At 38.7% G+C, this 15605-nt stretch carries 12 protein-coding genes; 9 read left to right on the top strand and 3 right to left on the bottom strand.

Annotated elements, in window-relative coordinates; translation table 11 throughout:
* Positions 1-256 precede the first annotated feature (256 nt).
* Positions 257-1243 (top strand): oxygen-dependent tRNA uridine(34) hydroxylase TrhO, encoded by a 987-nt coding sequence (gene trhO / locus J2S05_RS15540; RefSeq protein WP_370873655.1) that lies wholly within the window; start codon positions 257-259, stop codon positions 1241-1243.
* Positions 1244-1376: 133 nt separating this feature from the next.
* Positions 1377-2327: a glutaminase A gene (gene glsA, locus J2S05_RS15535; RefSeq protein WP_306984393.1), complete on the top strand. Its 951-nt coding sequence runs from the start codon at positions 1377-1379 to the stop codon at positions 2325-2327.
* A 102-nt stretch (positions 2328-2429) separates the two neighbouring features.
* Here glsA and J2S05_RS15530 read toward each other — a convergent pair whose 3' ends face one another.
* The 3 genes from J2S05_RS15530 to J2S05_RS15520 all read right to left on the bottom strand — a co-directional run bounded on the left by J2S05_RS15530 (position 2430) and on the right by J2S05_RS15520 (position 5415).
* Positions 2430-3395, bottom strand: coding sequence for a D-2-hydroxyacid dehydrogenase (locus tag J2S05_RS15530; protein ID WP_306984391.1), 966 nt, complete (start codon positions 3393-3395; stop codon positions 2430-2432).
* Between the two features lie 72 nt (positions 3396-3467).
* On the bottom strand, positions 3468-4805 hold the full coding sequence (locus tag J2S05_RS15525) for an MATE family efflux transporter (RefSeq protein ID WP_306984389.1): 1338 nt from the start codon (positions 4803-4805) through the stop codon (positions 3468-3470).
* Between the two features lie 28 nt (positions 4806-4833).
* Positions 4834-5415 carry a TetR/AcrR family transcriptional regulator gene (locus tag J2S05_RS15520; protein WP_306984387.1) on the bottom strand — a complete coding sequence of 194 codons (582 nt, stop codon included), beginning with the start codon at positions 5413-5415 and terminating at the stop codon, positions 4834-4836.
* Positions 5416-6047: 632 nt separating this feature from the next.
* Between J2S05_RS15520 and J2S05_RS15515 the strand changes: the two genes are divergently transcribed.
* From J2S05_RS15515 to J2S05_RS15485, 7 genes are all read left to right on the top strand, one after another.
* A complete protein-coding gene (locus J2S05_RS15515; RefSeq protein ID WP_306984385.1) occupies positions 6048-6818 on the top strand; it encodes an ABC transporter ATP-binding protein in 771 nt (256 codons plus the stop codon).
* Positions 6790-8748, top strand: coding sequence for an ABC transporter permease (locus J2S05_RS15510; protein ID WP_306984383.1), 1959 nt, complete (start codon positions 6790-6792; stop codon positions 8746-8748). The genes J2S05_RS15515 and J2S05_RS15510 overlap by 29 nt, the downstream gene beginning before the upstream one ends.
* 49 nt (positions 8749-8797) lie before the next feature.
* Complete coding sequence (locus tag J2S05_RS15505; protein WP_306984382.1) at positions 8798-9502, top strand: response regulator transcription factor; 705 nt, start codon at positions 8798-8800, stop codon at positions 9500-9502.
* On the top strand, positions 9499-10479 hold the full coding sequence (locus tag J2S05_RS15500; protein WP_306984379.1) for a sensor histidine kinase: 981 nt from the start codon (positions 9499-9501) through the stop codon (positions 10477-10479). The genes J2S05_RS15505 and J2S05_RS15500 overlap by 4 nt, the downstream gene beginning before the upstream one ends.
* A gap of 119 nt (positions 10480-10598) precedes the next feature.
* Complete coding sequence (locus J2S05_RS15495; RefSeq protein ID WP_306984377.1) at positions 10599-12302, top strand: ABC transporter ATP-binding protein; 1704 nt, start codon at positions 10599-10601, stop codon at positions 12300-12302.
* 15 nt (positions 12303-12317) lie between these two features.
* On the top strand, positions 12318-14150 hold the full coding sequence (locus J2S05_RS15490) for an ABC transporter ATP-binding protein (RefSeq protein ID WP_306984374.1): 1833 nt from the start codon (positions 12318-12320) through the stop codon (positions 14148-14150).
* Positions 14151-14279: 129 nt separating this feature from the next.
* Complete coding sequence (locus J2S05_RS15485; protein ID WP_306984373.1) at positions 14280-15545, top strand: ATP-binding protein; 1266 nt, start codon at positions 14280-14282, stop codon at positions 15543-15545.
* Positions 15546-15605 lie beyond the last annotated feature (60 nt).

The following is a 15605-nucleotide window of genomic DNA, read 5'->3' as shown; positions in this document are numbered from 1 at the left end:
CTCCTAAAACTTCTTTCTCCTTAATGTATTCCTCGAATTTGGTAACTTAAACATAAAATTTTGCTCTATTAGCGTGTCCCTAGTTCTCATTGTTATGTGAAAACTAGATTAAATCGTAAAGAAATCTAGATTATCCATTCAAAATCTGATAAAATAATTTCGGTTAAGGAATTAAGATTAGAGTGCTTGGATCATACTGATGATTCAGCGAGCCTAAGATTTGTATCCTGCAAATATAAATGAATAGGTGGTTTAAATGATTATGAACGTAAATGAAGAAGAGTCTTTTCAGGTATTATTGTATTATCAATATGTAACGATTGAAGATCCAGAGGAATTTTCGGCTGAGCATCTTGCCTTTTGTAAGGAGCTTGGATTAAAAGGTCGTATTCTTGTGGCTAATGAAGGAATTAATGGAACGGTTTCTGGAACGATTGAGCAAACCGAGGCTTATATAAAAGCAATGCGTACTGATTCGCGTTTTGTGGATACTATATTTAAAACTGATGAGGCACCAAAGCACGCATTTAAGAAGATGCATGTTCGCCCCCGCAGTGAGCTCGTGAATCTTTCACTTGAGGATGACATTAATCCAAAAGAGCAGACGGGAACGTATTTAGAACCTAAAGAATTTTTTGAACAAATGCAGGATGAAAATACAGTGGTTATAGATGCACGTAATGATTATGAATATGAAATTGGTCACTTCCGTGGCGCGATTAAACCGGATATCCGCACTTTCCGTGAGCTTCCGGACTGGGTTCGTGATAATAAGGAAATGCTTGAGGGCAAAAAGCTACTTACGTACTGTACAGGTGGTATTCGTTGCGAGAAATTCTCAGGTTGGTTAAAGCGTGAAGGGTTTGAGGATGTATCTCAGCTTCATGGTGGGATTGTCAGTTATGGTAAAGACCCTGAAGTTCAAGGTGAGCTATGGGACGGTCAGTGCTATGTATTCGATGAGCGACTAAGCGTGCCGATCAATCGCAAAGAGCACGTAGTAGTCGGCAAAGATCACTTTGATGGAGAGCCGTGCGAACGGTATGTTAATTGTGCGAATCCTGAATGTAACAAACAAATTCTTGCTTCAGAAGAAAACGAGCACAAATATATGCGTGGCTGCACGCCGGAATGCCGTGTACACCCGCGTAATTTATATATTAACAAAGAGCATAGCCTTACTGAAGCAGAGATTGATGAGAGACTCGAAGCTATTGGTGAGAAACGAGTAGTAAATAGATAATGAATTGAAAAGCCGCAGAAGTGGATGTATTCCGCCCTCTGCGGCTTTTTTATACTTCATTTTTCTTTTCAAACAAATAGATTACATACCTTTAACGATTTTTGGGAATAAGGGTGATAGAGGGGGAGATCGAATGAAAAATATGCAGGAAGAAATGCTGAAATATCTAGAGAAAATAATAGAGGAAGAGAAACAAGTTGCTCGAAAAGGGGAAATTCCTGATTATATAGAAGCAGTTGATAATAATGATCATGGTGCTGTAACAGTATCATTAACGTCCATAGATGGTACAACGGTTAGAGCTGGTGATCACGAAGGACGATTCTCCCTTCAGAGCATTTCCAAGCTTTTCCCTTTAGCCTTATCTCTCATGGATTATGGAAGCGAAGAAGTATTTAATTATACAGGAAAAGCACCGACGGGTAATGTCTATCACTCATTAATTCAAATGGAGATGCAAGAGAAGGAAAAACCATTAAATCCAATGGTAAACTCAGGCGCCATTGTTATGTGTGGTTTAATGAAAGGCGATTCAGCAGATGAGAAATTCGAAAGAGTCTTAGCCCTTGCACGAGATTTAACAGGTAATCAAGAATTGACTTACAATGAAAACGTATATCAAGCAGAGAACCAAGACCTTAATCGATCGTTATTTTATTATAATCGCCATAATGGCTACATCGACGGAGAATTTGAGGATGTAATGCCTGTTTATTGGAAAATGACATCGATTGAGGTCACCATTGAAGAGCTATCAAACATGGCTGCTGTAATTGCTAATCACGGAAAGTGTGTGCATAGCGGAAAGGAAATTATCCCTTCTGATATTGTGACAACCTTAAAAGCCTTTATGGTTACGTGTGGAATGTATGATGAATCGGGATCGTTCGCTTTAGAAGTAGGTATTCCAGCTAAAAGCGGGGTGTCTGGGAGCATTGTTGCTGCCATACCAGGTAAGCTTGGTATTGGCGTAATGGGTCCAGACTTAAACAAATACAGTAATAGTATCGCAGGAATTCGGATGTTGAAGAAAATATCGAATAAGTGGAGATTAAGCTTATTTAGTGAAGATGGCTCTTCGTAAGGGTGGAAAGCGAAGCGCCCACACTCACTCTCTTATTCTCAATAGACAAAAACCCGAATCATTATGCTCATTAAACGGCATCATGATTCGGGTTTTCTTATCTTAGTAGCCTTTATTATAATCAACTAAATTAATAGAAGGAGATTCACCTTTTATGAACTGTTTAAGGTTAGGTATGAAAATCTCCTCGATAACTCGCTCTTGGTAATGTTCCGTAGCGCCAGCGGTGTGAGGGGTAATGATTACATTTTCCATGTCCCACAATGGGCTGTTTTCTTCAAGAGGCTCTTTTTCGAATACATCTAAGCCAGCACCTGCCAAGTTTCCTTCACGAAGCGCATCAACTAGATCTGCCTCGTGAACAATCTCCCCACGACCAATGTTAATAAAAAACGAGTCTTTTTTCATTAGTTGAAAGACTTCTTTATTAAATAGGTGGTGTGTATCTGGTGTAAGAGGCAAGGTCACCACTACATAGTCACATTGGGGAAGAACCTCTGCTAGCTGGTCTGGTGTATACATCTCATCCACATACTCTGCTTCTTTCCCGGAATGTCTTACACCAAGTACGTTCATCCCGAATGCTTTTGAGATCTTGGCTGTTTCTTTTCCAATCTCTCCAACACCAATGACTCCGATGGTTTTTTCATGAATTTCTAATTTAAGATTTTCATGCTCCCACGTTTTTGTTTGTTGGTTGCGAACATAAGCGTGAATTTTACGCGTTAGTCCAAGCATTAAGGCAAATATCGTTTCAGAAATAGGGTAGGCGTGAACCCCATTTGCACTAGTTACGGCAATGTTTCCTTTTTTCATTTCTTCAAGTGGCAGGTAGTCGACGCCAGCACTCCACGTTTGAAGCCATTGTAGTGTTTTAGGTTCAGCAAAGTTTAGATCTTGTAATTGTTTTTTCCATCCAACAATAATGGTTGACGTGTCTAGCTTCGACTCCCACTTCTCAGAATCTTTACCATGATAGAAAGACCACTCAGGGATGACTTCCTGAATTTGTTTAACGGATTCTTCTGATAGATCGTGTGTAATGACTAGTTGTTTGTTTGTAGACATGTCGATTCCTCCGGCTATGTTGTTTTTGTTTAGTGTAACAGAATAAACAGAGAAATTCGTCTATTTGAAGCTTTATGCATTAAGTCGGTGTCGACGAACATAAAAGAATACACTTGTTAACACAAGGACCTCAGCAATCGGAATAGCAAGCCAAACACCAGTTACACCGATAAAATGAGGGAGTGTAAACAAGATAATCAGCATAAATAAAATCTCACGAGCAAACGTAATCCAGGTCGCCATTCTTACGTTTCCAATGGATTGATAATACGTCATCATCACAAAGTTAGCACCCATAAAGAGATAAGCGAAAAAGAATATTCGTATGCCTGATGTAGCAAGAGATGTAACTGTTTCATCAAAGTTACCGAATATCGAAACAATTGGGCTAGCCGCAATTTGTCCGATAAGGAAAAAGACAAACCCTGCGATTCCAGCTGTCCACAAAGCAATTTTGATCGTTTGTAGCTTTCTTTCTTGTTGGTTCCCTCCATGGTAATAGCTAATTAATGGCTGAACGGCCGATCCCATTCCTAGAAACATCAGCAACATTACACCATGAACATAATTTAAGACAGAGAAAGCGGCAACACCATCAGTCCCTGCTAATCGTTCTAAGGTGACATTGTGAGAGACAGTGAACACAGAAATCCCGACTTCAGCTAAAAAGCTTGGAAAACCTAACATAATCGCTTGCAGTAGTATAGGTCGATCTAGCTTGAAGCGAACAAGCCGAAGCTGATTGTTTTTTCTGAAGAAGTGAAGACTTAACACAACTATACCTAGTGCGGCAGAAATAATTGTTCCATACGCTGCTCCAGCGACACCTAAATTTAAGATATATAAAATAATGTAATTCAAAATCACATTTGATACGGCCGTCACAATAAGGGCAGCCATTGCTAAGTTAGGATTACGATCATTTCGTACAAACACACTTGTCGCATTTTCGATCGTAAAAACAAAGCCCAATAGAAGCATGACATTTAGATAAGCGGAAGCGAATGGATAGGTTTCTTCATTTGCTCCTAACGCATAGACAAGTGGCTCTCTAAAGATAAAAGCAATCAAGCCAATAATTAAGGTTGCAGAGAAAATAAGGATAAGAGATTGGGTAAAGATAAAATGGGCTCTTTCAGGTTTTTTGGCACCCATTGCTTGAGAGAATAAAGTAGCACCACCTATGCCGATCCAAAGAGACATGGCGACAAAGACAGTATAGACGGGCCCAGCTATACCCACTCCAGCAAGAGCGACAGGACCTAAACGATTTCCAACCATAATACCGTCTACAACAAAATTCAAAGCCATTAGCAACATACCGACTAGTGAAGGTACGAGGTATTTGACAAAGGTCCGGCCAATCGGTTGAGTGTCAAGCGGGTTAAGTGATTCATTGGTAGTTTTCATTGTTCCATCTCCAAAACATTCATTTATCTTACTTTGCTATGCCTCGCCAATAAATTTTCCAAATGGCGTTCATTTTTAAGGTGGCACGTTCTGTTTTTCCATAAACTAATTCAACAAAGATCGCATCTAATATGGATAGATAAGCAAGAACAGCTGACCTCGTATCTTCAATGTGAATCGTTTGATCATTCATCGCATGGTCGAATTTCAGAATAAAAATTTCCTCACACCGACTTTCAAACGCCATAACCATCTCCATTACATCATCATAAAGATGATCGGGTGGAAAAAAAGAGATCCGTAATCCAAAACGAAAGCTGTCTTCCTCTTCAAATCGTTGACTGAGTTGTTGCAGGTAACTGAATAAAAAATCATGTAATGATTCCTCTTTATATTGCTCCGCCCAATTGGTTAAGTAGGTGAGATCATTGTTTAACGAATCTTCTAAAACAGTAAGAAATAAATCGTCTTTGCTTTTATAATGTGTGTAAATCGATTGTTTCTTAATCCCTACTTCTTCAGCGATTTTGGATAATGATGCACCATCAAAACCGTTACGGCCAAAAGAAAAGAGCGCCGCCTTTTTTATCTCATCTGAAGTCATAATCATCAATCCCTTCCGAACGTTCGTCAGGAGATCTTAACACATCTACTTTTAAGATGTCTATACTAAAATATTATTTTGTTTTAGACACAGAACTGTCACAATATAAAATGGAAAAGAAAGGTCTATAAAGCCAATTTTTTGTTTATAATAAGTAATGAGAAGAATAAGAGAATACTAGATAGAGAATCAGTAAAAAAATAGATAGAGAAGATGGTATAGGAGGGTTTGAAGTCTTGAAGGGTGGTCTTGGAATAAAAATTATTTCTGTTGTATTTCTTGTTGGAGTAGTGGGAATGGTCATTATGGCAAGTGTGCAAACATCTTCATAATGGTCGTGATGCACGTATAAATGAATAGATCGGTAGAAAAGGGAAGTGGACACATTGTTCACTTCCCTTTTGATTTGTCATGAGCTGCGTGATCAGCCAGCGGTTCCTTACACAGATGTAAGATAACTGAAAGCATAATCGATATCTAAGTGTTTATCTGGATCATATACTATGGGTATACTAAAGAACAGGAGTTGATCTCTATGAGAGGCAGCTTAGGAATTAAAGTGTTGTCTGCAACGTTTATTATTGGTGTTATTAGTATTCTGTTTGTAGCAGCAAACGTTCAAGCATAGGAGGGTTATCATGCTGACGGTTAATAATGTGTCAAAAACATATAGTGGAAAAATGGCTTATAGAGCACTAGAGGATGTATCCTTCGATGTGAAGGAAAGTGAATATGTCGGGATCATGGGGCCGTCTGGTAGTGGAAAAACAACGCTTTTAAATATCGTTGCAACGATTGATTCGCCAACGTCTGGAAGTGTCTTATTAGATGGAAAGAGCCCACACGAACTAAAGGAAAAAGAACTTTCTTCATTTCGAGCAAAACAACTAGGCTTTGTATTTCAGAATTTTCAATTGCTCGATACATTAACAGTGGCTGAGAATATTGTATTGCCGCTTACGTTAGATGGTCAGCAGTCAATCGAAGAGATGAAACAAAGCGTAGAAGAAATCTCACTGAAATTAGGCATAGATGACTTGCTTGACAAGCGTACATATGAGCTGTCAGGCGGACAGTTACAGCGCACAGCTATTGCAAGAGCGCTTATTCATCAACCGAGGTTGTTGCTGGCTGATGAGCCCACTGGCAATCTTGATTCCAAGGCATCTGGTGATGTGATGAACATGCTTAATAAAATGAACCAAGAAGAGAGAACAACCATTTTAATGGTGACACATGATCCTGTGGTTGCAAGTTATTGTGACCGTATATTATTCATTAAAGATGGAAAGTTATTTAACGAGATTTATAAAGGCGACAATCGAGAAGCCTTTTACCAAAATGTTGTCCAAGTCCTTTCCTTAATGGGGGGAGATAACCGTGACCTTTCGTCAGTTCGCCTATCGTAATATTATCAGAAACAAACGTACGTACTCAGCTTTTCTTTTAAGTTGTGCTTTTTCTGTTTTTGTTTTCTTTGTATATGCAGTTTTTCTCTATCATCCAAATGTCGAGGAAGGCTTAATCACAAATGTTGCTGTCACAGTTATGGGCGCTTCGCAGTATGTGATATTTGGGTTTTCATTTTTATTTGTGCTTTATTCAATGGGGTCCTTTTTAACGTCGAGGAAACAAGAATTTGGTATCTTGGTTCTACATGGGCTAACCAAAAGAAAACTAAGAAAGCTGTTGTTTTTTGAAAGCATCCTTATAGGGTTTGGTGCTATTCTTATTGGTGTTTTAACTGGTTTAGCTTTTGAAAAACTTTTCTTAATGGCTTTTAGTAGAGTCATTCTTCTTGAAGAAATGTCCTTTTATATGCCCTGGAAAGCTCTTGGCTTAACCGTTGGAGCGTTTGTTCTATTATTTGTTAGTATTTCGTATTTTACCTCTTTTATTGTACGTACCTCTAAGGTAGCAGAATTACTTAGGGCTTCATCGGAACCTAAGTCCTTTCCAGTTACATCTAAGCTGCTAAGTATACTAGCTCTTCTTCTGATTGGGGGCGGCTATATATTAGCCATTACAGCGAATGAAGTGCAGGTAGCCGTTCGTTTTCTCCCCGTTACGTTTATGGTTATTTTGGGTACCTATTTTTTGTTTACTCAACTTAGTGTTTTTAGTATGAAGCAGCTTCAAAAAAAACCAGAAAACAATTGGAGAGGAACGAAGCTAATTAGTCGCGCGAATCTAATGTATCGATTAAAAGATAATGCGCGAATCTTTTTTTTAGTATCCATTGTCTCAACGATTGCCATTTGTGCAACTGGTACAATTGCCACGTTTGGCAATTGGAATGAAAGGAACTATGAAACGCCGTTAGCCATATCTTATTTGTCAGAAGATAAAGAGGATGCGCAACAAGTTAATCAAACGCTATCTAGTCAGCTAAAACAGAAAGATATAGTATATAGTTCAGTAAGTCTTCACTTCAAGGAAGTAGCAGGTACCTATCAAGAAGGTAATTCTGCGTATAGTGTAAACTATCATGTTCTTTCGCAGTCTCAGTTTAATGAATTGGCTCAATTGTTAAACAATCCAATGGTGGAGTTAGAGGATCATCAAATCCAGCCTGTTCCTATTTATGATGAGCAATGGAAAAATGCAGGAGAGCTATACTCAGATTATCAAATTAATTTTCCAAATATAGAAGAATCTTTTACAGGACAACCTATGCTTCCTTACGCTGTTTTTAATCAGTCCTATTATTTAAACACAAATTCAATGGTTGTCACGGACCAAATGTTTCAGGAACTTCAATCGACGAATGACCAATTTATGATTGGATATCAGATAGATGAATGGGAACAGACAGAATTAATTGGAGCAAATATTGAAGAAAAACAACATCAAGTCGAACGTACTTATTTTAACAATGCAAGCAATAAAGCTCTTGAACCGACATTTGAGTTTCACTCTAGTGGGCTGAACTATATTCAAGCAATTAGTTTATATCAAACCATGCTTCTAATGGGATCAGTCATTGGGATTGTGTTTTTTATAGCAACAGGAAGCTTTCTCTATTATCGACTTCACAATTATCTGCCACAGGATGGAGAACGTTTCTTAATTCTTCGAAAGCTTGGCTTACCCTACAAAAAAATGAATCGAATCGTTACAACGGAGATGAGTATTTTGTTCTTTGCGCCATTTGGTTTGTCCCTTATTCATTCAAGTGTGGCGTTTGTTGCTCTTCAATCAATGTTTGTTCAAGAGACAAGGATCTTTAACTCTGTTGTGTTGGTAATCGGTGGATTTATCGTTGCTCAAATCATTTATTTCCTTCTCATGCGTAAGCAATACTTACTCGGGTTGCGACGATTAGTTGAAAAGAATTAATAGGCGTTTTATACTCGAAAAATAAGAGGCAGAGAGAGGAAGAGGCGAAATGGACGATTCGGTATTAATTGTAGAGGATGATGAGAAGCTTTCTGCGGTGTTGAAGGAAAAGCTAGAACGTTATGGGTTTAACGTACATGCCCATAATGGCGAGGCTGATCTTCTTTCATTTTTTGAGGAAGTGCAGCCAAGTATTGTTTTGCTCGATATTAATCTTCCCACCTTTGATGGATTTTATTGGTGTAGGCAGATAAGACAATTATCCACATGCCCAGTTATTTTTATCTCTGCAAGAAGTAGTGAGATTGATCAGGTTATGGCTTTAGAACATGGTGGAGATGATTATCTGCCCAAACCATTCCATACAGATGTTTTGGTCGCGAAAGTAAGAAGTCATATTAGAAGAGCATATGGGGAATATTCTTCAGCTCCTGAAGAGAAATCAATTGAGATTCATGGACTGGTTTATCACTCAGATAGAATGGAGCTAACGTTTAATGGCGAGACCCTACTGCTTTCAAAAAAGGAATGCCAGCTCATGGAACTACTAATGAAAACCTACCCTAATGTTGTTACAAGGCAAGCTATCCTCGATAAACTGTGGGATGACACGGATTTTATTGATGAAAATACGGTGAATGTGAACATGGCTAGGGTTCGTAAACAGCTTCAAAAGCTACAAATCTTTGATGCAGTTGAAACGATCCGGGGTGCTGGTTATCGTATGCACCTCACATGGGAAAGACCTTCATGACTTTATTTTGGAGAGACCATCGCCTACTAATCATTGTCCACATTCTTCAAGCCTTCATTGTAGGATCTGTTCTATTTCTGGATCCAGGAGCGCAAGGGTCGAGCTTGATCTATGCTATCTTTTTGTCCTTTCTACTATTGACAGGGTATCTGGTGTATCGTTATTTTGTCCTTGCTCCGTATTATCGAAAGCTTTCAGAAAGCAAAAGTGGCCATCATGATTTTAAGATAGAAGGCAATCATCCATTGATACTTGCTCATAATCAATTGCTTGCACATTATTACAATCAGCACCAGGCTGAGCAGCACCAATTGGAGATTCGAAAAAATAAGCAGGTACAATTTATGACCCAGTGGGTTCATCAAATGAAGACACCTGTATCAGTGATGAATTTAATTACGCAAAACGAAGCTGATTATCATGAGTACCCAGCATTACGAACGGAATTAAAACGAATTGAAAAAGGCTTGGATCTCGCTTTACATACAGCAAGATTTGAGCAATTTGAACAAGATTTTCGGATTAAGTCTGTTCACATTCAGTCTCTAGTTCAACAAGTGATTCAAGATAACAAACGACTGTTTATTTTAAAAGAACTGTATCCAAAAATTAAAATGAACAAGGAATTGTATGTTTCCACTGACCCTAAGTGGCTCCTATTCATGCTCGACCAACTCATAGTTAATGCAATCAAATATACAAAAGACAAAGGAACTCATTTATTGATTGAATCAGATCTAATAGGGGACTGTCCTACGCTACGTATTGTGGATCAAGGCGTAGGTATACAGGCTGCAGACCTACCGATGATTCAGCGTCCATTTTATACGGGCGATAATGGCCGGAAATATGGAGAATCAACCGGAATGGGACTGCACTTAGTCTACGGACTGTGTGAAAAATTAAATATTACGATTGATATCCAATCAGAAGTTGGAAAGGGTACAACAGTAACCTTACAATTCCCGAAAAGTTAAGCTGACACTACGTCGGCTTTTTTTGTTTTTAAGTCATAATCGTGTTCTCTTATAAAATAAGATATAATTAGGAAAACGAAATATGTGCCGGGGGTTTGGGTCAACTAGGAGTAGATAGAATGAAACTTGTATTCTCGTATTTAAAGCCTTATCGAATCGTTGTTGTTATCGCGTTGGTACTAATGTTGTTGGAGCTTGCAGTTGAGTTAACAGCACCGCTTATATTAGCCAAAATAATAGATGATGGCGTGGTCGCTGGAGATATTAATGTTGTTCTTTTTTGGGGAGCTATCTTAATGGCAAGTTCATTTCTTGCTTTTTTTGCAGGTATTATTAATTCTTTTTATGCTGCGCACGCGGGGCAAAGTACGGGTCTCGATCTAAGGGGAGCTATGTTTCGCAGAATTCAATTGTCCTCTTTCGCAAAGTTAGAAAGATTTACAACGTCATCACTTATCATGCGACTTACGAATGACGTGACTCAAATTCAGAATACTGTGTTTATGGGACTGAGAATTATGATGAGAGCCCCATTATTAATTTTGGGTGGAGTGGTCTTATCATTTTTTGTTAACGAGCGTCTAGCTCTTGTGTTCCTCATTGTGATTCCGCTATTGGTGATAACAATAACGATTTTGATGAAAAAAGGTGCATTATTTTTTGGTTGGGTTCAACGAAAGTTAGATCAGGTTAATCACGTAACAAGGGAAAATTTAATGGCTTTGAAGCTTATCAAGGCCTTTGTAAGACGGACTCATGAAGTCAAACGTTTTGTGGCAAATAATGAGCAACTCAAAGACAATACAATGAAGGCATTACGCCTGATGGAAGTTACGCAGCCTGTTCTGTTATTCCTAATGAATGGGTCGATTATTGCGGTTCTCTGGTTTGGCAGTTTTCAATTGAATACTGGAGGAGCTCAAGTTGGGGAGATTGTAGCCATTGTGAACTATGCATCGCGTATTACTGGAGCCTTAACAGTACTCTCCATGATCATTATGGTGCTCTCAAGAGCAAAGGCATCAGCGGGGCGTATTGAGGAAGTTCTTACTCATTGTGATGCAGATGAAGAGACGATAAATCAACAGAGCAATCAACAGCTTTCTGGACTGATTGAGTTTGATCAGGTTTCATTTTCTTACCCTGAATCGAAGCAAGAAATTTTAAGTGACGTTTCTTTTACAGTGCCTGCGTACAAAACGATCGCTGTGTTGGGAGCGACAGGCTCTGGAAAATCATCATTGTTTCAGATGATTCCGCGCTTGTATGAGCCAACAAGTGGTGCCATCCGCATTGATGGTGTGAATATTGATGACTTAGACCTCGGTGAATTAAGAGAATCGATCGGTTATGTATCACAGCAGACCATGCTATTCTCAGGCAGTATTCGTGAGAACATATCATGGGGGAAACCAGAGGCTGACATGGATGAAGTGATCAATGCGGCTCAAGCTGCGCAGATTCATCAAACCATTATGACTTTGCCGGATGGGTATGACACAAGGATTGGTCAACGTGGGGTCAATCTATCAGGTGGACAAAAGCAGCGTATTGCCATTGCAAGAGCGCTTATTCGAAAGCCTCAGATTCTTTTGCTAGATGATAGTACTAGTGCATTAGATAATCGAACAGAGGCCGCTTTTTTTACCTCATTACGACACTATCCTTGTACGACAATTATCATAACTCAGAAGCTATCTACTGCCATTTCAGCAGATTCGATCTTGCTGTTTGAGCATGGAGAATTGCTGGCTGAAGGGCAGCACGACACGTTACTAAACCATTCTGCCTTTTATCAAGAACTGTATGCATCTCAATATTGAAAGGAGGCGTAATTCATGTCTTCCCAACTTAAAGAGCCTTTTAGGTATCAGAAAATAGACATCAATCAAGCTCAAAAAGAAGGACAATCGAAAGGGAAAGGGAAAAAAGCGAAGGACTGGAAAGGGACGCTTCTCAGAATTTGGGCATTTCTTTCTATCTATCGTTTTAAGCTGTTTTTAGTTATCACAATGGTCATCTTAAGTTCTGTTCTAAGTTTGCTTGGTCCTTTCCTTGTAGGAATGGCTATTGATGATTATTTTATTGCTCAGAATCTTGAAGGGTTGCCATCGCTTTTGGTTGTGTTAGGGGGTATATACATACTCTTATCCGTAGCGACATGGTTACAAAACTATTGGATGATCGGTATTTCTCAACAGACCGTTCAAGAAATGAGAACCACACTATTCTTGCATATTCAACAGCTGCCTCTATCTTATTTCGATAAAAGGCAGCATGGGGAATTAATGAGTCGGATGACAAATGATATGGAGAATGTGAGTAATACGTTAAATAGCTCTATCATTCAACTGCTTTCGAGTATCATTACATTTATCGGAATTCTTGCTGTTATGCTTTGGTTAAGTCCACTTCTAACCGTGGTGACGTTAATGGTGATCCCACTTATGTTGTTTGGAATGAAGTGGATTACAAAAAGAACGTCTGTGTTTTTTAAAGAACAACAACGTCACTTAGGTGATTTAAATGGATATATCGAGGAAACGATTGCAGGTCAAGCTATGGTCAAAACGTTCTCAAGAGAAGAACCTATTATTGCTGAGTTTGAAGAGAAGAATCAAAAATTACGTACAGCTGGGTTTTGGGCACAAACGTATTCTGGATTTATTCCAAAATTAATGAATGTGTTAAATAACGCAAGCTTCGCTGTCATTGCCGGGGTGGGTGGACTACTTGCGTTGAATCCACAAGCAGGTGTGACTGTAGGTACAATTGTTATCTTTGCTGAGTATTCAAGACAATTCACTCGTCCATTAAATGATCTTGCGAACCAATTTAATACACTACTTTCTGCGATTGCTGGTGCAGAGAGAGTATTTGAAGTCATTGATGAGCCACTGGATACGGATCACGAAGGGGCTAAACCTATGAAACAAATTAAAGGCGATGTCCAATTTGATCAAGTTAGCTTTTCATATGATGACGAACCGATTCTGAAGAACATTTCCTTTGATGTGAAGGCAGGTGAGACGGTTGCTTTTGTAGGTCCAACCGGTGCGGGAAAAACAACCATTATTAATCTTCTCTCCTATTTTTATGAATCAAATGAAGGACGAATTATTATTGATGGTCAAGATACAACAACAGTCCAAAAGGAAAGCTTACGTTCTCAAATGGGATTTGTGCTCCAAGATTCCTTTCTTTTTCAAGGGAGCATCCGTGAGAATATTCGATATGGACGTTTAGAAGCGACCGATGAAGAAGTAGAGGAAGCAGCTAATCGGGCAAATGCCCATGATTTTATTAGTAGAATGTCTGAGGGATATGATACGTTATTAAAACAAGATGGTGGAGGAATTAGTCAGGGGCAAAAGCAGCTTCTTTCTATTGCTAGGGCGATCCTGGCAGATCCAGCTATTCTGATATTGGATGAAGCAACGTCAAGTATTGATACCATTACTGAAATGCGCATCCAAGAAGCACTTCAACGTCTAATGGAAGGACGCACAAGCTTTATGATTGCTCATCGACTGAATACGATTGAACAGGCAGATCGAATCTTTGTTTTACAGGATGGGCAAATCACAGAGAGTGGAAGTCATCATGAGCTAATGGGCATAAAAGGATTCTATTATGGGCTTCATCAGAAGCATGAGCAACAGACAGGCTAGGCTTTAACTAAACAAATGCATTCCTATTTCTCTTTTATTAGACAAAAACAGGGATTTTGTCATCTCTGTCGAATGCATAGGGAATAGGATAATTGTTTCTGTTTACTAAGTGTAGGGAGAGCCAACAACATGATCATTGAAAAGCTGTTATTACATGTTCTTATTGTGTTATCACCAATTATCATATTTCTCGTTTTATATGAAGGGAAACCTGAAAAAAGGAATAGTAGAGTGCTGATGATCTTTATGTCTATATCAGCAATGCTTTGTGTCCTGTTTCCCTTTAATGATTATGGTGTTCTCTGGGACCTGAGGTTTGTTCCGATCTTGATTGCTTTTATCTACGGCAGCCGAACAGCAGGTCTCATTGTAAGTTTAATAACGTTGATTGTGCGTATCTATGTAGGTGGAGATATGGTGTTGTATGGCATCATAGGCCTTGTTGTTAATCCATTATTTTTCTATTTTGTCGTTCGTTTTGTTAAGGAAAATAAATATAAGAATAACCGTTTAAAGCTGATCATGGTCAGTATGTCTTTTCCTGTTCTTTTGCAACTTGTATTAGTCATTTCAAAAACTATAGTAGACGGAATTTTAAATACGGAGATACTCGAATTAATTTATTCATATGTAATCTACTTTGTATTATTTATGCTGTCTGTCATTGTAGCTTCTTTGTTATATGAGATGCTTCTGAAAAGAGAACGAATGCAGGAAGAGCTTATTTATGCTGTAAAGCAACAATCAATTAGTGAGCTGTCAGCATCGATTGCCCATGAAGTTCGTAACCCGTTAACTGTTGTCAAAGGATTTCTTCAGTTAATGAAAGAGGATCAGGCTAACGTTAAATCTGAATACTACCATTTGATATTGAGTGAATTAAATCGTGCGGAGAACATTATTCATGAGTATTTAAATTTAGCTAAACCACAGTTGGGTGAGAGTTCGGTTATACCTGTGAAAGAATGCGTATCGCACATCATTACTTTGCTTAATCCTTATGCGTGTAGAGAAGGCGTGGTTTTAAAAGATCCAGAGATTGAGCAAGAGGTATATATTGAGACAAATCGTTCAAAATTTAAGCAGGCTCTTATAAATTTTATCAAAAATGCAATTGAAGCTGCCTCTCCTGATGGAAGTGTAGAGGTCAGTATTCATTCGAAGAACAGAATGGTTGAAATTCTTATTTCTGATACAGGAAAAGGGATGAACAAAGAGCAACTTGATAAAATTGGAACGGTTTATTATTCAACAAAAGAAAAAGGAACCGGGCTTGGCACGATGGTCTCTATCCGTTTAATCGAAAAAATGAATGGAAGCGTCGTGTACACAAGTAAGCCTGATGTAGGAACAACGGTGAGGATTATGCTTCCAGAAGGATATGATGCTTCCTAAAAGAAAGGGTTTACAATATAACATGAATGCGTTATATTAGACCTAAGTTTATATAGCCAA

The organism is Alkalicoccobacillus murimartini (assembly GCF_030813245.1).
GTDB lineage: Bacteria > Bacillota > Bacilli > Bacillales > Bacillaceae_D > Alkalicoccobacillus > Alkalicoccobacillus murimartini.
This window is presented reverse-complemented; position numbering and strand designations above follow the sequence as displayed.